The organism is Paenibacillus sp. BT-177 (genome assembly GCF_025846815.2).
GTDB lineage: Bacteria > Bacillota > Bacilli > Paenibacillales > Paenibacillaceae > Paenibacillus > Paenibacillus polymyxa_C.
On the sequence record NZ_JAOYTP010000016.1, the window covers coordinates 23,154 to 41,897 of the forward strand.

The following is an 18,744-nucleotide window of genomic DNA, read 5'->3' on the forward strand; positions in this document are numbered from 1 at the left end:
ATAGCATAAAAATAATTATTTGTAAATATATAGAATACTACATTTGTGTGACGGTTAGGAGCGATGACGTGAAGAAAATTTATTTTGTTAGACATGCCCAAGCAACTGGACAGGAACCAGATGCCCGACTCACCGATGAAGGTAACCGACAAGCTGAGCAGTTGGCTGATTTTATGGAGAATGTAGGTGTGGAATATATTGTGTCCAGTCCATGGAAACGGGCCGTGCGAACCATTGAGCCCTTGGCTGAGCGTAGACATTTGCAGGTATATACTGATCTACGTCTTCAGGAACGTGTACTATGCCGTGATCATCTGGATCATTGGCTGGACGTGCTGGAACAGACATATCTGGACGAGGACTTGAAGCTGGAAGGAGGAGAATCATCCCGTGAAGCAGCAGATCGAGGAATCCAGCTTGTTCAGGAGCTTATAGAGCGGGCGGAAAAAACGGTTATCATTGTAACTCATGGAGCTTTACTCTCTCTTCTCATTCGACATTACGATCCGCAGTTTGGTTTTGAGGAGTGGAAAAAACTATCCAATCCCGACGTGTATTTGCTAGAACTGAATGAAGCAGAAGCCAAGATTCACAGAGTGTGGAATATGGGTGGAAATAAGTAAGGCGCGTTCACTATAAGTGCAGAATGGTTTCGAAAGGGGAGACGCATATTGAATGCAAACCGTTATTTAAAATTAGAAAAGGCATTGTTTCAGGCTTGGTCTTTGGAGTCTAGCTCTAAATGGACAGCTAATAATCCTGCAGCCGGACAATGTGGAGTCACAGCGCTTGTCGTTCAGGACAGGCTTGGTGGTGATATTTTGAAGACCTGGCTGGATAGCGGCTGGCATTATTACAACCGAATCGGTGAGGACATTATAGATTTTACAAAGTCGCAATTTTTAAGCCTTCCACAGTATCAGCATGTACACTCCAACCGAGAAGAAGCATTCTCAGACACCAATGCAGAGCAGTATGCAGCCTTAAGCCGGAGACTAGAAGAATCTCTTAACGAAAAGGTATAAGTGTATTTAAGATGTATCCATAGCCAAATAGTTTTTAGGGAGTAAGGAGGGAGTGCAATTAATAAATATTTAGCAGTTGCGGTGATCCTTCTTGCGATTGTGTGTGGCTTGCTACTGAATACTTCTAAACAAAACCCAATAATATTGGATCAACAGGAATCAACCCCACAAAGTAAAAAGTATTCAGGCGAGAAGTATGTATTGAAATATAGTTATAAAAAAGTTAATGATCCAAAGGCTGCATTGATGACATCCAATATTCTTCATGCTACATCGCTAGAAGAGGAGACTGTTGCTCAGTTTAGAGGAGCGCTAATTACTTTATTCGGACAGCCTCAAAGGACATCGCAGAATTTCGAAGAGGCATATGGGTACATAATTAAGGCAACAAATTCGACTGGACAAAGCTGGATATTGACTGCATACGAAGGACCAGGCGGTCCGGCTATAGGAGGGGACACCGAGAAAGATTCTATAGAAGAAGTCGCGCAGGACTTGTTGAATCTAATTGAGGCCACAAAGCCCGCAGATTTCGAAGATGTGGGTTATTATGAGGATACTGGATCTACTATTCGTTATGGATGCAAGGAACAAGTCTGTTTTTATCAGGAAAGCACTACAGAGCAGCATGCGACGGATGAGTAGAATGACGGAGTAAACAGTAAAATTCAGAAGTAGATCGGTACCTTGTCGAGGGCGCTCTACTTCTTTTTTCATATAGGTAAGCAATGTTGCCTTAGGATAAAATCTAATTTAGCCAATGGCTGGGAAAGCTTAGAGAAGGGGGCAGTTTGGTTTTGCTATTGCCTTTAGCCGAATTTAACTGCGCTTGTGTAAGAAAGATACTTCCTTCCAGATTAGCCCCACTTAAGTCAGCATCTCTAAAATCTGCACCGATAAGGTCAGTCATGCTCAAATCAGCCTCACGTAGGTCAGCAGCAATCAGTAGAACGCCTCTCAGGTTGGCACCTCTCAGATTCACGCCTCTTAAATTGGCCCCGATAAGGTCTCTATTCTTGATTTTTTTACTGAGTTTATGGTTCTCCATGTTTTTCTTGAATTTTTCTCGCACTAACTCACTTGTTTGTACAAGTAAATCATTGACTAACGCCCTATGGGTGGGTACATGAAGATCTATAAGAGATTTTGGAGCTTGATCCGTAAGCTGCTCGGTTTTTTCCATCGCTTTATGTAACTCGGTATAAATGGAGTGAGTTTCTTTTAAGCTAAGGGCTTCGTTTAGGTAATACAGCATTTCATGAAGCTGTTGCATGATGGGAAATAGATTGAACATTTCATCAGCTATTGCCGGATTGTCTCGCCAGCTTTTTCCGTTGTATACAACTTGGGATATTTTTTGACCTGCCCCAAAGCAATCATATACTGTACAGCCTCGCAAGCCGTTATTTCTTAGGTTTTTATGAATGTCACAGCGATATTCCACATTTAGGTGTTGACAGGGAGTTCCTCCATCCTTGTTAAAGGCAAAATCAGCAGATTTGGCATAAGGCAAGGCAACACAGCATAAACCAAAACATTTTTCACAATCGGCGGTATACAATAAACACACATCCTTTTATTAGCACCTACTACATGTAATAGTACCAAAAAAAGATGAAGGAGTGTATTGCTAAGTAAAATAGTCGGTTACCCTTTTGCTAAATTCAATTGCCATGAAACTCCATACTTGTCTTCTACCCAGCCAAATTGTTGGCTTACGGGCGAGGCTTCAAGGGGCATTAAAACTCGGCCTTCCTGAGACAGCTGACCAAACACACGATAGATTTCTTCTTCCGAATCACAAGTGACGAATAGCGATAGAGCTGGGGTAAAAGGGTGTTTGTCCTGATGGTTATAGTCTATGGCCATAAAGGTTTGCCCTTTGAGGTTGAACACGGCATGTAACACGGTCCCATCTTCCTGATGAAAAATACTCATGATACCAGACGGCTTAAATACAGAGGTATAATATTGCATGGCTTCCTCTGCTTGACCGGGAAACATGAAAAACGTTGTGATTTTTGAACTAGAATCCTGCATCAGATCAGCTCCCTTGAGTGGATTATAGATGATAACATTTTTTCTCTTTTATAATAGAAATATTCACGATTAGAGAATTACTTCATAAAGAAAGATAGGCATAACTGAGAAAGGGGAAAACCGGATGATAGACGCGACAGCAAGGATTATTGATATGTTGGGCTCAGGCAATAAAGTGGATGCCAGCATCATTTCTGCCTATACGGATGTAGTTGCCCAATATGGAACCGTGAAGGATGCCTGGGAGTTATATAGGCTTTTTGTAGAAGATCCTCATCATTATATTAGGGGGCTGCTTCTTCAGCCGATCATGAGATGCGGAGATGTTGCTTTGGCGCAGGATATGTACGAGCGTTATGTTCGAAATCAGACATCCTCGGAACATATACCTGATGGTGTGCTGCATGTGTTAGGTTATTTGGGTTATGTGGAAGCTGCGGCTGATCTCGTCGCATGGGTGAATGGGCCATATGGGGCAGCATCTGTGGATGCTTGTTTGGGGCTCGTACATCTTCCATGCGAATCGTTTCGTGAACGACTGGCGACTGAATTGGAACAAGCAGTGGATCAGCATCTGTTTGATGAATTCTTACCCCTACTAAGCTTTAAATGTACTACTGAAGATATGATTCCACGATTGGTGCATTGGGGAGAGCGACATGCTTCCGTAGACTGTAATGCAGGAATTATTGCTGGAATTGCTTTGTTTGGAGAAGAGCAGAAGGATACAATTCGGTCTATTTTGTGGAATCCGCTTTGGGAGGCTCATGGAACAGCTACGGGAAGTTGTGTGTGGTCTTATATTGCTATGCAGCATGTAGGGTTGACCTTTAGAGAGCTTATTCAGGATATAAAAAGCTACGATGCATCCAAAGCAGGTGTACAGGACTTGGAGTACCGTTTGGAAGTGTTGTATGAAATGTTGGAACTGAAGCTCAGCTATAGAGTTCAACCGATCCGGTTCGCTCGCCGTAACGAGGAATCATTTGCTCAAATCTATAGTGATTTGTTTAGCTGGTCCACGGAGCATAAGGATGACTCTATTATAGGCTGGATGAACGAACAATTGGGGTATAAGCACCGGCTGCTGGAACAGTATGATGAGCTCAGGATACGAGTCGAAATTAAAATGATACATGAAATTGAGCTGGAGCATGTCCAGACGGGGAGTTAATCGGGGCGAGATATAAGAAATTTTGGTATAAAAGAACGAAATGATGGAGTTTGGCGGCGATATGGGGATTCGCCCAGTCCACGGGCTGATGTCCCGCATAGGATACATCAGCCTAGAACACAAGGAGTGAAACACATGTCTTTACTGCCACAAGTTCCTTTCGGAACGCAACCGGGTACTCCGGGTCCATTCACACCGTCGGGTCCTTCAATTCCACAATTTCCTGATATACAGGATTCGTTCCCGTCTCCGGTAGGTCCGCCACCAGGCCCAGGCCCCTTTTCGCCACAGCCGTTCTCACCGCCGCCGCAAGGGCCGTTCGGTCCGCAAGGTGGGCAGCAAGCTCAAGCACCAACTTCTCCACCACCGCAATTTACGCCACCGAAACCGCTAGTTTCGGCCTATGCGGTTGACCCTGGAGCCATTTTCGGTTGTTTGTACCGCAACACGTTTGTATGGCTGACGAACGGAGAGCGCTTCTGGATGTACCCTGTCTTTGTAGGCAGAACATCCGTAGCAGGTTTTCGGTGGAGTGGCCGCTTTTGGTTTTACTATGGTGTAGACACCAACCGTATTGAGTCATTTAGCTGTTTTTGGTAATAGCGCAGCTTTAGGAAAGAACGGGGCTTAACTGTGTAATGGCTGATGGCACTGGCAAGAGAGCTAAAATGGGCGAATAAGATAATTGAAGTAAAGATAAAAAAGACTGGGAGAGCGCATCATGGCGTTTTCCAGTCTTTTTTTTGCTATTACTCCATCCACCATCGCTTAAAATTGCCCCACCAGGATTTTTTTTCGGCCTGTCGTTCCGCTTGGTCAGTAGGTGTCGATGCTTGTGGGTTATTCTGCCCCGATAGGGTCTCTTTCGGCTCGGTACCGCTAACGAATACCTCCAGCCGCTTGTCGGGACTGTCCGGCGCAGCCAGCTTGCCGCTAGCCGGATCAATATAGGCGCTTACTACGCCGTCAGGGATCGGGAATATTTTGGGCGGCACATTCTCCAGCGCTTTTTCCGTATATTGTGCGAAAATTGGTGCCGCCCGCCGGGCATCCTGCGTGCTGATGGCCTTGCCCTTGTCATATCCGACCCAAACAGCGGTGGATAGCTCGGGGGTGAAGCCGACCATCCACGCGTCCGTGTTGGTCGTGCCGCTCTTGCCGGCAACCGGGCGCTTGATCAACTTCGCGACTCGGTTGCCGGTGCCGCCTTCTTCGAACACGCCTTCCATGAGGCGTGTGAGGACATAGGCAGAGGCGGGCTTCACCACCTGAACGGGTGCGGCTTGCGGCGCTTCGTACAGCGATCGCCCAGCCGCATCGGTGATGCGCAGCACCGCCACCGGAGCTACCTTTTGCCCGCCACTGCTGATGACCGAGAAGGCCGAGGCCATCTCGAACGGGCTGACGGGCGACACGCCCAACGCCAGCGAAGGCACAGGCTTGAGCTCGCTCGTAATGCCCATTTTGCTGGCGAGGTCCATGACCTTATCCGCTCCTACCTGCAGAATGGTGCTGACGGCATAAATATTATCAGACGCCGCAATGGCGCGCCGCAGATCTATTTCGCCCAAATATTTATCTCCAAAATTTTTGGGTTTATAAGTTTTGCGGTTGTTATCGTAGTGGAACAACGTCGGTCGGCTTTCGAATTTTGACGTACTCGTCAATTGGCCGGAATCTAGTGCGCTGAGATACATAATCGGCTTGAAAGACGAGCCTGGCTGCCGGGTTGTGGCCAATGCATGGTTGTATTGATTCCCGACATAGTTCGTTCCGCCGACCATGGCCTTGACATGTCCATTGCGCGGGTCCATGGAGATTAGTGCAGTTTCCAGTCCGTTGCTGTTCTTCATGCCCTCATTGACAGCCGCCTCGGCTGCCTGCTGCATGTGCATGTCCAGCGTCGTATAAATGCTCAGCCCGCCATGCTCAAGCACCGCTTCGCTAATCCCAAGCTGATGAGTCGCTAGCTGGCGAACATAATCGCGAAACCAGGGAGCGGCTTCCACTGTCCGACGCTGACTCTCGGGCCGCAGGGCCAGTATTTCCTCATAGGCCTTGCTGGCTTCAGCCGGTGTAATTTTACCGATGAGTGCCATGGAGTCCAGTACAATTTTCTGCCGATCCTTTGCGTTTTTCATATGATTATATGGCGAATAGTAGGTCGGACCTTTCGGAATACCTGCCAATAGGGCGCTTTCGGCCAAATCCAGATCCTTTGCGGATTTACCGAAATACATTTGCGAGGCCGCCTCAATGCCATAGGCGCCATGACCATAGTAAATTTCATTTAAATACATTTGCAGCAGCTCATCCTTGGAATACTTCATTTCCAGCTGTGCAGTATAGATGGCTTCCTTGGCCTTGCGCGTCCACGTTTTCTCGTGAGATAAGTACAGATTGCGCGCAAGCTGCTGAGTCAGCGTGCTGGCCCCCTGTGACATATCCCAGCGGGTCAAATTAACGATTACTGCCCGGCCCAGACCTTTGAAATCAAAGCCAAAATGATCGTAAAACTTCCGGTCTTCCACAGCCAGTGTAGCTGCTATTAAATCGGGCGAAATGTGATCAAGCTGGACAGGAATAGATTCCTTTCCTCCGGCAGAGAAGGTAGCAATGACTTGCCCCTGACTATCGAGCAGACGTGAATTCCGGTCTGTATCGGCGAGCGGGAGGCTGGTTGTGTACAAATAGGCGAGCAGAATGCAGGCGGCGATGACCGTCAGAATTGTGAGAGACATCAGGCCTTGAAAGCATCGAAGCCAAAGCGGTTTACGCTTGGAGGATCGCCCGGTAGTATCGGTCATCATGCCACCTCCTTCCATAGTTGATGTTCTCAGTATAGTCAATCCGAAAGTGTCTATTCATCAGATGCATATACGTATCTGTTTTAAACAAGATTAAGCCCTAAAAATGCTTTTACAGTCCATTAGGGTATCGCTTATAATGCAAAAAGTGTGAAATTCAAGTGTGTTTGGTACAATAAATATAGCAAACTCGGCGTTTGCGTGTTGCAGTTATAAGGAAAGTCCATGTTTATGCTACCGGATTGCCGGACACATACTTTGATCAGAAAGAAGGTTGGAATGATGGATTTGTGGTTTACGGAGAAGCAGACTCCCTCTTTCGGCATTACAGCAAAAATCAAACAAACCTACGTCTCTGAGAAAACAGATTTTCAGGATCTGGCAATGATCGAGACGGAGGAATTCGGCAATATGCTTGTTCTGGACGGCATGGTGATGACAACGGTTAAGGATGAATTTGTATATCACGAAATGGTAGCACATCCGGCTTTGAATACACATCCGAATCCGAAAAAGGTTTTGGTTGTGGGCGGCGGGGATGGCGGCGTTATCCGTGAGGTCATCAAGCATCCTGAAGTGGAAAAGGCTGTATTGGTGGAGATTGACGGTAAAGTCATTGAATATTCTAAAAAATATTTACCTGAAATTGCCGGGAAGTTGGACGAGCCCAATGTGGAAGTACTGGTGAATGACGGCTATATGCATATTATCGAACACAAAAATGAATACGATGTGATTATGGTCGATTCGACGGAGCCGGTTGGTCCGGCAGCGCCGCTGTTCGAACGTGGGTTTTACCAAGGTATTTTTGAGGCGCTGAAGGAAGACGGCATTTTCGTGGCACAGACGGATAATCCTTGGTTCAAGGCTGACCTGATTCAGAAGGTCAACAAAGATGTAAAAGATATTTTCCCGATTGTGCGTGTGTACGGTGCAAACATTCCAACCTATCCAAGCGGTCTTTGGACATTCACATTGGGCAGCAAGAAATATGATCCGCTAGAAGTGGACGAGAACCAAATTCCAGAGATGGATACCCGATATTACAGTCCGCGTCTGCACAAAGCGGCATTTGTACTACCTAAATTTGTGGAAGATTTAACAAAGTAAACATTTTAGGAAGCGTCTTAGTGATCTTTATCGCCAGTATAGAGCGAAAAGAGCGCTATAGACGCTTTTTTTTGTGTTAATCAGATTATAGTAGGCATGAAAATATAGTGGACACTGAATTTCCTTTTAAGATAAAAGAAGGAAATTTAAGGGTGTATGTAGAACATACAAAAAACCAGACATTTAACAGATTTGTAATCGACAGGGGAGGTTTGGTTATGGAAATTCATAAATTGGCGATATACCAAAGAGGGGGAAACTTTTTTGATCAGACGCTCTTTTTATTACCTGTGGGGGTCTCAGACGATTTCCAACGCAGCAGATATCATCTACATGTTGAGTGTGGTGGTGTTGGTATTCAGTTCAAGTAATTCCTTAATGACGACTATTTTAATCCCGTTGTTTCGTTTGTCAGCTCAAGTGCTTAGTGGGCTTGTTGCACCGATCGTGCTCGGTCGATTTCGGCTGACGCAGGTTCTGCTATTTTCCCAGTTTGGGCAGTTTATCATTTTTACGCTGCTGCTGCTTTATTTGTGGATCGTACCTGAGCAGAGGTCGTTTTTGTTTATTTTTGTGATGGTTTTTGGAATGTCTTTTTTGGATGGATGGACCAATCCTGCGCGTAATGCGCTTATACCCCGTTTGGCCACTGGTGAGGGACTCATGCGGGCAAACGGTATGGTAGCGGTCAGTGATCAGGTGGTCAAGTGTGCAGGCTGGGCGTTGAGCGGAATGATTGTCGCTTGGCTGGGTTCCCTGAATACGCTTGCAATTGCCTCCTGTTGTTATCTCGCGGCTGTAACTGTCACGTCCTTCATTCGTGATCCGCTGGATCAAAAGGAATCAAACCCCGAATCTTCAGAGTCCTTAACAGATGCAGTAGAACCCGCAAAGGAAAAAGGCTCCCATTGGAAAGAGCTTGGGGAAGGATGGAAAATCATTTGGCATAACCGTCGTATCCGTTCTCTAATGATTGTCGACAGCGTGGACAGTATTGGGGGAGTCTCCTGGCTAGGCGTATTTATTTTGGCGTACGTCAGTCAAGTGCTGCATCGAGATGCGAGCTGGTGGGGCTTCATGAATGCGTCCTTTTTCTCCGGCACGATTTTGGGTGGATTAATTGTCGTTGGCTTGGTCAAGCGATTGCAAAAGAACAGCTTTTTGTACATGCTCGGAGCGTTGCTGGTGTATGTACTGATTACCATTGTATTTGCGCTGAATACCATTCCCGTGGCTGCGCTTGTTCTTTTTGCTGTGTCAGGCTTACCTGTTCAAATGGCAGGCATTATTCGCCGCACCTTGCTGCAAACCAGTGCACCGCCAGCCCAGCTGCCCAAAGTGATGGCGGGAATTGATGTGCTTACAAATCTTGCTTTCGGCCTGGCTTTATTATTCATGGGCTGGTATGCTGACCGATTCGGTATGGTGCAGGTGTATTTACTGGCTGCGGCTATGACCGCCATTGCTGTTCTGATTGGCTGGTGGTATCGACGTGATTTTCAGGAAAATGAGCCCATTGACCAACCAACTGCTACAGGCGCTGGGATTTGAACCGGACTATCTCTGATAAGCCGATTATGTTTTATTTCGCTCGATTACATAAGCAATAGCTTCTCCCTGTGCCACAACCAAAAAGTCGGTTGCATAAGAGCAACCGACTTTTAAGGAGAACATGTTTGCGAATGAAGGTAACGATTTTTCCTAACTGCAATGTTAGGCCGTAGTGAACTGGCTGTTATAGAGCGAGGCATAATGGCCACCGCTTGCGAGCAGTCTTTCATGAGTACCGCTTTCGACGACATCGCCGTTTTTCATGTATAAAATCAGATCTGCTTCGCGGATGGTTGATAGCCTGTGGGCGATGACAAAGCTGGTGCGTCCGTCGATCATTTTCATAAAAGCCTTTTGGATCCGGGCTTCTGTAAGGGTGTCTATACTGCTGGTTGCTTCATCCAGAATGAGCATAGGTGGATCGACGAGAATCACCCTTGCGATAGTGAGCAGCTGCCTTTGCCCTTGGGACAGGCTATCGCCCGATCCGCTGATGACCGTATCGTAACCATGAGGCAGGCGCTTGATAAAGCTATGCGCATTGGCAGCTGTCGCAGCCGCAATGATTTCTTCGTCCGTGGCCTCTGGCTTTCCGTAAGCGATATTGTCCCGGATCGTTCCGCTGAACAGCCATGTATCTTGAAGCACCATACCAAAGTTAGTTCGTAGGCTGTCCCGGCTCATATCGTTGATATTCACTCCGTCGATGGAGATCGAACCGCTGTCCACATCGTAAAAGCGCATGAGCAGGTTAACGAGTGTTGTTTTGCCTGCTCCGGTCTGTCCGACAATAGCTACGCGAGTGCCTGGCTTGACCTCCAAACTAAAGTTCGTAATGAGTGTTCGTTTCGGATTATAGGAAAATTTCACATGATCAAACAGAATTGTACCTTTACTGCGCTCCGGCTGCACGGCGTTCGACTTTTCCGGTTGCTCCGGCGGTGCATCCAAAATAGCAAATATACGCTGAGCAGAAGCAGTAGCGGCCTGAAACTGAGTCAGCACACCTGTAATTTCATTAAAAGGCTTGGCGAACAAATTGGTGTAAATGAGAAAACTCGATAAACCGCCTACCGAAATCCCGCCCAAAATGATCGAAATACAGCCAATCATAGCGGTGACGGAGAAAGTCATGTTATTGACCAATCGGGTGGAAGGGTTGGACAAAGATCCATAAAACTGCGATTTCACCCCGGTTTGATATAATTGTTCGTTTCGGGCGGAAAATTCCTCAAGCGAGCGGTTTTCATAGTGAAAGGCAGTAACTACCCGCTGTCCGCCGATCATTTCCTCCACATAACCGTTCAAGCTTCCCAAAATTTTGGCCTGTTCACGGAACATGCGTTGCGATTTTGTAGTAATGAACCGTGCAACGACATATGTGATTGGGGCAGACACCAATACCACCAACGTCATCACTGGGCTGATATACAACATAAGTACAATCGAACCAATAATGGTAATCAACCCGGTGATCAAGGTGGAGAAGCCCTGCAACAATCCATCGGACACGGCATCCATATCGTTCACAAAACGGCTAATGCTATCTCCTTGCGGATGATTGTCATGAAAGCTTAACGGAAGGATATTAAAATGATCGAATAACTCCCGCCGCATATCATTTACAGTCTGAAAAGCAATGCGGTTCGTCAAATATGTGAGCAACCAGCTAAATAGACTGCCTACAACATATACAACGCCTAGTCCATATAGAATCTGTGCAATACCTCTAAAGTCTACCGCTCCCTGATTTACCATATGGTCGATAGCCCGGCCAATCATATAGGGTCCGACTAGACTGGCAAGCACGCTAAGAATAGCACTGATGATGACCCAAAATGTTGTTGTTTTATATTGACCGACATAGGTTAACAATCTTCTCCAGGTTTCCTTGCCGCTCATTGGTCCACCTCCTGCGTTGAGAGCTGAGAGCGATTAATTTCCTGATATACCTCCGAGTTGCTCATCAACTGATCATGTGTGCCGATTCCGACAATCCGGCCTTCATCAAATACAATGATTTTATCGGCATGCTGTACACTGCTCACTCGTTGCGAGACCAGCAGGACAGTCATGCGAGTGCTATTTTCCCGTAGCGATTTCCGGAGGGCGGCGTCCGTTGCAAAATCAAGTGCGCTTGAGGAATCATCCAAAATCAGAATTTCCGGATTGCCTACAATAGCTCTGGCAATGGTAAGTCGCTGCTTCTGGCCGCCTGATAGATTAAGTCCTCCTCGGGTGATCGGGGCATCGAATTTTTCCGGCAAGTTAGAAATAAATTCATCCGCTTGCGCGATGGCTGCAGCCTGGGCGACCTCCTCATCGGTGGCATGTTCATGTCCCCAACGGATATTATCCGCTATCGTCCCAGTGAACAGCAGTGCTTTCTGTGGAACAATCCCGATTTTCTGCCGCAATTGCTCCAGCTTATAATGCTGTACGTCGATGCCATCGACCTGTACACAACCTTCTACTGCATCATAGAAGCGGGGAATCAGATTCACGAAGGTAGATTTTCCCGAGCCTGTTCCTCCTATGATTCCAACCGTTTCACCGGGATAGATGTCTACAACTACATCGCTAAGTGCCAGTTGTCCTGTCTTATTGTAGCCAAAGGAGACATGATCAAAGGAGATGGCCGGTACAGAGCCGGTCTTACCCGTTCTTTTCTGGTCTAATGATGCAGGATTGGCAGTATCGGAAATTGAAGCTTCCGTGTCCAGTACCTCCTGAATTCTCGCTGCTGAAGTGGCCGCCTTGGTGAACAGAATAATGAGATTCGTCACCACAATCAGGGCCAGTAAAATCTGCGTAATGTAATTAATAAATGCAATAATCTCTCCTTGTGTAAGAGATCCATATTGGATATGGATACCGCCGATCCACAGAATGGCGATAATAGCTCCGTTGACCACCAGTAAGGTGGCTGGGCTAAGTAGAGCAGAAATCCGGCCGACACGAATAGCGGTTTGGGTCAAGTCATCTGAGGCGGCATTGAACTTTACTCGTTCAGCTCCTCTTTTGGCAAATGCACGTATAACCCGTATACCTGTGAGATTCTCGCTTAGCACCAGAGCGATTTTATCGAGCTTTTTCTGGTATAGCCGGTACAGCGGAGAAGCCTTCGTAATGACCACATACAGGATCAAAGCCAGAACGGGTGTAGCCGCCAACAGCACCAAAGCAAGGCGGAAGTCCAGAATCATGGACATGATGATCGCCCCGATACAAATAAAAGGAGCACGAATAACCAGACGAATCAACATCGCTACAGCCGTTTGCAGCTGATTGACATCATTCGTAATTCGGTTGATGAGAGAGGGCGTACCAAATTTATCGAGATCTGCATAAGAAAACGATGAAATATGTTTAAACATAGTATTGCGCAGTGTGGTTCCGAATCCTTGGGAAGCACGGGCTGCGTAAAACTGACACACTAGAGAACTGCCAAAGCCCAGTATAGTCATGAGCAACATCAAAAGACCCATTTGCCAAACATAATGGGTGTCTCCCTTACCGACGCCATGATTAATCATTAAAGCCACCATAGTAGGCAGCAACAATTCCAGAATGGCCTCAATTAGTTTAAACAGAGGTCCAAGAATCGTTTCCTTTTTATAAGGTTTCAAAAAAACAGCAAATTTCAGCAAATAAACCATCACCTAACCTAAATATTGTATAAAGTTTCCTATTACAATTGCATATCTGAATATGATTATGGCATATCCCCAACCATATGAATAATATTTAATATATATTAGAGATATAGGTTTTACATATATCAGAACCGGAGGTTCATGATGGAATTGAGACATCTCAAGTATTTTTTAGCGATTGCAGATGCTGGACAGATTACAGCGGCAGCCAAAAAACTGCAAATCGCACAGCCTCCCTTAAGTCAACAGCTTATGCAGCTGGAGGAAGAGCTTGGTGTAAAGCTTGTGCATCGAGGCTCACGAAGCATTCAATTGACAGAGGCCGGAATCATTTTACGGAACAGGGCCAAGCAGATTTTGGAGCTGACGGATGCTACGACAAGGGAAATAAACGATTTTGCCATGGGGATGAAGGGGACGCTCACCATTGGGACAGTTTCTTCCTCTGGAGCGACCCTGATGAAAGACAGGCTTTCCGAATTTCATAAAACCTATGCGGGTGTAAAATTTGAAATACATGAGGGAAATACCTTTAGGATTCTCGATCTTTTGAACAAAGGAATTGTAGAGGTCGGTATCGTCAGAACCCCTTTTAATACCACCGATTTAGGGTGTAGATATGCGTCCACTGAGCCGATGGTAGCAGTGATGACGGAAGAATATGATTGGAATCCCGAACAGAAGACCATTTCATTGGCTGAGTTGAAGAACAGGCCACTCATTATATATCGCCGTTTTGAGCAATTGATTCACGATACCTGTATGAAGCATGGCTTTGATCCCAATATCTTTTGCAAAAATGACGATGCCCGCACTACGCTACATTGGGCCAACGAAGGGCTGGGTATTGGCATGATTTCGCGCTCCGCTTTATCTTTAGGCAGCAATAATCATTTAATCGTTAAGGAAATTAGTTGTGAAGAATTGCACACTCGTGTGGCGGCTGTGTGGTTGAAGGATAAATACATGTCTTCATTGGCTTCCCGGTTCATTGAAAGTTTTAGCCAGGCATCCAGTGCTGCTGACCTACAGTAGTTGATTTTTTTAAGTGTGAAAGCATCTTTTTGTAAAAACTCATTTGAATTGCAATCGGGAACTGGATATAGTAGTACAGTAGGATAGCGATAGAATGGAGTTTGAACACATGCCACACAATGCAAAGGTTCGAATCCGTCTTCATAGTCATCATGACGGAGAAGATGTGGTACAGGAGCTTCCTGGAGAAGCAATCGTTCGCGGGAAGCATCTATATATAAGGTACGAAGAGCCGCAAGAGAGTCCTGAGGGCGGTACGACACGGAACACAGTCAAGATCGGACCAGATGAGCTAAAGCTGATTCGTCACGGTGAGGTACAATCGGAGCAGTCGTTCGCGCTGGGACGCAGGTTGCCTGGATTTTACCGCTCGCCTTATTTAAACCTGAACATGTCTGCGCATACGCAGAAGCTCGATATTCGGATGGATGGATTCACCGGACATGTGAGCTGGACCTATGATCTGTACGTATTTGAGGATTTCTCGGGGCATTTTGCCATTAGTTTGCATATACAGGAGGAGCAACAATCATGACAAGCAATCCACTGGAACTTATTAATCAAAAGGTGACCTCAGCAATCGAGGCAGCGGTGCTGGCTGCCGGAATCGTGAGCCGTGAAGAGCTGCCGACGATTACGCTGGAGGTGCCTAAGGACAAGTCACACGGTGACTTAGCTACCAACGTAGCCATGCAGCTCACTCGCATTGCGAAGAAGAATCCGCGTCAAATCGCTGAAGATTTGATCGCAAATATGGACTTAGCTTCCGCTTCTATTGAAAGTGCAGAAATCGCCGGACCGGGCTTTATTAACTTTCGCCTGAACAAGAGCTACCTCTATGCAGTGATTGGACAAGTACAGGAGCAAGGAGCAGATTACGGTCGTGTACAGGTAGGTGCAGGCAAAAAGGTACAGATCGAATTTGTCAGCGCCAATCCGACGGGGAGTCTTCACTTGGGTCATGCACGTGGTGCAGCCGTAGGGGATGCGCTCTGTAACGTGCTTGATTTTGCAGGATATCAAGTCACTCGTGAATATTACATTAATGATGCGGGGAACCAGATTTACAATATGAGCCGTTCCATTGAAGCGCGTTATTTGCAGGAGCTGGGACAGCCTGCAGAGATGCCGGAGGACGGATACCATGGTGAGGACATCATCGGGTTTGCGAAGGAACTGGTTGCTGAGAAGGGCGATTCTCTGTTGTCCATGGAACCGGGAGATCGTGCCGCTTATTTCCGTGAATACGGTTTGGAAAAGGAACTGAATAAGATCAAGCGTGATCTGGAGCGGTTCCGTGTACCTTTTGATTCCTGGTTTAGTGAAACATCACTGTATGATAACGGTGAAGTGCTTAAAGCGCTGAATGAGCTACGTGACCGTGAGGAAATTTATGATAAGGACGGAGCTACTTGGCTGAACACGACCAAGTATGGCGACGATAAAGACCGTGTATTGATCAAAAATGACGGCACTTATACGTACCTGACTCCGGATATCGCCTATCACCGCGACAAATATGCTCGTGGGTATGACACGATCATCAACATCTGGGGAGCGGATCACCACGGCTATATTCCACGGATGAAAGCGGCAATGGAAGCACTGGGCAATGACCCGGATAAGCTTAAAGTACTGATTGCCCAAATGGTCAGCTTGTTCCAAAACGGGGAAAAAGTAAAAATGTCCAAGCGTACTGGCAAGGCCGTAACGATGGAGGATCTGATGGAAGAAGTGGGCGTAGACGCGATCCGTTACTTCTTCACCATGCGTAGTATGGACTCACATCTGGATTTTGATATGGATTTGGCGATTTCCACTTCCAATGAGAATCCGGTATTCTACGTGCAATATGCACACGCACGTGCATGCAGCGTATATCGTCAAGCCGAAGAGCAGGGTATTGCTGTACTGCCATTGGCAGAAGTTGACTTGTCGAAGCTGACCGCTGAGCATGAATACGATCTGTTACGCAAAATTGGCGAGTTGCCAGAGGAAGTATCGGTGGCAGCTGCAAACTTTGCGCCGCATCGCATGATTCGCTATGTCTACGAGCTGGCATCCATGTTCCACAGCTACTATAAGGCAGAGCGTGTCATCACGGAGGATGCCGCTCAAACGCAAGCTCGCTTGGCCTTGTTTGGCGCGGTCCGCACGACCATTGCCAATGTATTGAAGCTGGTGGGTGTGTCTGCACCGGAACGTATGTAAGTAAAAAACTGCAACATAATGACCCTGTAGTCATATGTATAATAGTAAAAAGGAACCGTTCGTGCTGCCCTCTACAGGGAGGCCCGTTCGGTTCCTTTTTTAGGTTTGAGTACTTTTTAGGTTCGAGTGGCTTAATAGCGTTCCAGTACCAGATTCGTTTTCAGAGAATCGGCGGGAATTAGCCATCCTTTGGATTGTAGCAGGTTAATCAGCTTGGCACGGTTGCTTGCGGCAGTATTGTAATCCGAAGTTTTAAAGGAGATTTCGATGATATTGTCGGTACCCGATCCGTTTGCGCTACGAATAGGCCATACTTCAACGTCAGTATCCAAGCCCTGAAAGCTGCCCTCATATTTGCTGACCTGTACAGGACCGCGTACTCTGGAGTTTGCCAAGGTATGTTTGCCCCAGTTGCTGCTTTTCCAGTTTTGCAGCTTGCCCGGAAGATTGTCCTGCAATTGTTTTAACGCCTGATTCGGGGAAGGCAGAGCTAATCCTTTGGAGGCGTTTGTTTTCTTGTCATTGGAAAAGCTTAATGTCTGCTTGCTGTATCCCCAATCCACCTCAGCCTCATAATTATCATCAGAGGCACTGAAACCTTCTTTATTCGCTTGAGTGAGTGCTGAATCAATATTCCCGTTTGTGATCGCATAGCGCTTTTTGTAGGTTAACTCATAGTTTTTTTTATCCTCTTTTTTGCGAAATCTAACGTTCCAGCCCTCGTCATTCAATTGCAAGGAGTCTGTATCAAAAAACTCGACGCTTAATCGTTGCGCATCTTCGCTAATTCCGAACTCATTTACGATGCCGCTTTTTAAAGAGCCATCCGCATTGAGGACTTGAGCTGTATCCAGCAGCAGCTTAACCTCATAGCTTGGCGTGGCATTGGCAGCGGCTTGTACGGGCTCTGCACCTTTCCATCCTGTTGCGAGCAGTACTGCACTCAGAGTTACTACTGACATGAATTTAGTGATACGCAGACTTGTTTTCATTTCATCCTCTCCTGTTCGTCCGAATAGGTTACACGCTTCACTTTACGGGTATTTTGTCAGTCGTATGTCAAGGCAAGAGGGTACTCTGGTTAAAAAATGCCATAATTTTTATATGACAGCTAAGATTTAATCTTGGTTCCATCATAAATATTCAGTGAATTTGTGGATCAGCGCAGAGCGATGACGATCTCTGTTGCTAACCATATAAATGTGCCTTTCAACAGGCTGTCCCGGAATAGGCCTTACAACCAGTAAACCCCGTTCAACCTCTGATTGAACAGCAATACGAGAGACAAAGGAGACGTGTTCTCCCAGCATAACCGCCTGCTTGATGGCCTCCAGTGAATCCAATTCCAGATAGGATGGAAGCCGGCGCCTCCCGCGCTCTAGCCATTTGTCAGTCGCGTGGCGTGTGCTGGAATCCTTTCCATGCAATACAAAAGAGGAAGAAGCGATACGCTCGGATGTCAAATCGGTTTCGCTAGCGAGCGGATGAGTGGGTGAGCAGATGAGCACCAGTTCATCTTCCCCCAAGGATTCTGAGAGCAGCGTGGCGGATTGAAACGGCTCTGCCGAGATAATGCCGAGGTCAATTTCGTGGCGAGCAAGCATGTCCTTGATCACGGGCGCTGTTTTCACGGATAAGGCGATGTGAATGCCCGGATGCTCGCGGGCAAACCGATGCAGCACGGCAGGAAGCAGATAGGTAGCAGGTACATAGCTTGCGCCAATACGTATGCTACCTCGTTGGAGCGTATCGAACTCACGGACAACCCGCTCGGCCTCAGCTGCAAGTGCATTGATCTTGGTGGCATAGTGCAGTAGGGCATTTCCGGCATCCGTCAGGATGATTTTGCCCATACGTGTGTCAAACAGCTTTACTCCGAATTCACGCTCCAGATTTTTCATATGAAAAGTAACAGTAGGTTGCTTTAGGCCGAGAAGCTCGGCTACGGTGGTAATTTTATGGTGCTTGTTCAGCAGCTCTACAATATGTAACTTTAGAAGACTTAAGTTCACTTAGAATGCCTCGCTTTCAGATTGGTCAAACAATCGTGCTTATTCATTGGGCAGCAGCATCAATCGCCTCTATATAGATTAAATCTATGAGTGTTAACACAATTCATTGAAATAATTAATTTT

General features: G+C 46.5%; 17 protein-coding genes. 10 read left to right on the forward strand and 7 right to left on the reverse strand.

The annotated features are described in order from the left end of the window. Positions 1 to 68: 68 nt before the first annotated feature. From OIU26_RS24755 to OIU26_RS24765, 3 genes are all read left to right on the forward strand, one after another. A complete protein-coding gene (locus OIU26_RS24755) occupies positions 69 to 623 on the forward strand; it encodes a histidine phosphatase family protein (RefSeq protein ID WP_264218336.1) in 555 nt (184 codons plus the stop codon). A 48-nt stretch (positions 624 to 671) separates the two neighbouring features. Further along, positions 672 to 1,025 (forward strand): YunG family protein, encoded by a 354-nt coding sequence (locus OIU26_RS24760; RefSeq protein WP_165084145.1) that lies wholly within the window; start codon positions 672 to 674, stop codon positions 1,023 to 1,025. 246 nt (positions 1,026 to 1,271) lie between these two features. Continuing rightward, complete coding sequence (locus OIU26_RS24765; protein WP_264218337.1) at positions 1,272 to 1,670, forward strand: hypothetical protein; 399 nt, start codon at positions 1,272 to 1,274, stop codon at positions 1,668 to 1,670. A 103-nt stretch (positions 1,671 to 1,773) separates the two neighbouring features. Here the strand turns inward: OIU26_RS24765 and OIU26_RS24770 are convergent, their stop codons facing one another. After that, positions 1,774 to 2,586: a pentapeptide repeat-containing protein gene (locus OIU26_RS24770; RefSeq protein ID WP_165084141.1), complete on the reverse strand. Its 813-nt coding sequence runs from the start codon at positions 2,584 to 2,586 to the stop codon at positions 1,774 to 1,776. Between the two features lie 86 nt (positions 2,587 to 2,672). Further along, entirely contained in the window at positions 2,673 to 3,065 is a 393-nt protein-coding gene (locus tag OIU26_RS24775; RefSeq protein ID WP_165084139.1) for a VOC family protein, read from the reverse strand. A gap of 124 nt (positions 3,066 to 3,189) precedes the next feature. Between OIU26_RS24775 and OIU26_RS24780 the strand changes: the two genes are divergently transcribed. Both OIU26_RS24780 and OIU26_RS24785 read left to right on the forward strand, forming a co-directional pair. Beyond that, complete coding sequence (locus OIU26_RS24780) at positions 3,190 to 4,239, forward strand: hypothetical protein (RefSeq protein WP_264218338.1); 1,050 nt, start codon at positions 3,190 to 3,192, stop codon at positions 4,237 to 4,239. A gap of 135 nt (positions 4,240 to 4,374) precedes the next feature. Next, positions 4,375 to 4,839: a hypothetical protein gene (locus OIU26_RS24785; RefSeq protein ID WP_014599361.1), complete on the forward strand. Its 465-nt coding sequence runs from the start codon at positions 4,375 to 4,377 to the stop codon at positions 4,837 to 4,839. A gap of 149 nt (positions 4,840 to 4,988) precedes the next feature. Here the strand turns inward: OIU26_RS24785 and OIU26_RS24790 are convergent, their stop codons facing one another. Further along, complete coding sequence (locus tag OIU26_RS24790; RefSeq protein WP_264218349.1) at positions 4,989 to 7,046, reverse strand: PBP1A family penicillin-binding protein; 2,058 nt, start codon at positions 7,044 to 7,046, stop codon at positions 4,989 to 4,991. A gap of 282 nt (positions 7,047 to 7,328) precedes the next feature. Here OIU26_RS24790 and speE point away from each other — a divergent pair, with 282 nt between their 5' ends. Further along, entirely contained in the window at positions 7,329 to 8,156 is an 828-nt protein-coding gene (gene speE / locus OIU26_RS24795) for a polyamine aminopropyltransferase (protein WP_264218350.1), read from the forward strand. Between the two features lie 264 nt (positions 8,157 to 8,420). Beyond that, positions 8,421 to 9,707: an MFS transporter gene (locus OIU26_RS24800; RefSeq protein ID WP_264218339.1), complete on the forward strand. Its 1,287-nt coding sequence runs from the start codon at positions 8,421 to 8,423 to the stop codon at positions 9,705 to 9,707. A 162-nt stretch (positions 9,708 to 9,869) separates the two neighbouring features. On the opposite strand, the gene OIU26_RS24805 is transcribed toward OIU26_RS24800, so the two are convergent. Both OIU26_RS24805 and OIU26_RS24810 read right to left on the reverse strand, forming a co-directional pair. Then, a complete protein-coding gene (locus OIU26_RS24805) occupies positions 9,870 to 11,609 on the reverse strand; it encodes an ABC transporter ATP-binding protein (RefSeq protein WP_264218340.1) in 1,740 nt (579 codons plus the stop codon). After that, positions 11,606 to 13,357 (reverse strand): ABC transporter ATP-binding protein, encoded by a 1,752-nt coding sequence (locus OIU26_RS24810; RefSeq protein ID WP_264218341.1) that lies wholly within the window; start codon positions 13,355 to 13,357, stop codon positions 11,606 to 11,608. The genes OIU26_RS24805 and OIU26_RS24810 overlap by 4 nt, the downstream gene beginning before the upstream one ends. Positions 13,358 to 13,507: 150 nt before the next feature. Here OIU26_RS24810 and OIU26_RS24815 point away from each other — a divergent pair, with 150 nt between their 5' ends. From OIU26_RS24815 to argS, 3 genes are all read left to right on the forward strand, one after another. After that, a complete protein-coding gene (locus OIU26_RS24815) occupies positions 13,508 to 14,398 on the forward strand; it encodes a LysR family transcriptional regulator (RefSeq protein ID WP_264218351.1) in 891 nt (296 codons plus the stop codon). 94 nt (positions 14,399 to 14,492) lie between these two features. Continuing rightward, complete coding sequence (locus tag OIU26_RS24820) at positions 14,493 to 14,933, forward strand: DUF1934 domain-containing protein (RefSeq protein ID WP_013368761.1); 441 nt, start codon at positions 14,493 to 14,495, stop codon at positions 14,931 to 14,933. Next, positions 14,930 to 16,609 carry an arginine--tRNA ligase gene (gene argS / locus OIU26_RS24825; RefSeq protein ID WP_013368762.1) on the forward strand — a complete coding sequence of 560 codons (1,680 nt, stop codon included), beginning with the start codon at positions 14,930 to 14,932 and terminating at the stop codon, positions 16,607 to 16,609. Before OIU26_RS24820 ends, argS begins: the two co-directional genes overlap by 4 nt. A 131-nt stretch (positions 16,610 to 16,740) precedes the next feature. Here the strand turns inward: argS and OIU26_RS24830 are convergent, their stop codons facing one another. Next, positions 16,741 to 17,601: a hypothetical protein gene (locus tag OIU26_RS24830; protein ID WP_264218342.1), complete on the reverse strand. Its 861-nt coding sequence runs from the start codon at positions 17,599 to 17,601 to the stop codon at positions 16,741 to 16,743. 141 nt (positions 17,602 to 17,742) lie between these two features. Further along, positions 17,743 to 18,621: a LysR family transcriptional regulator gene (locus OIU26_RS24835; protein ID WP_264218343.1), complete on the reverse strand. Its 879-nt coding sequence runs from the start codon at positions 18,619 to 18,621 to the stop codon at positions 17,743 to 17,745. Positions 18,622 to 18,744: the final 123 nt, after the last annotated feature.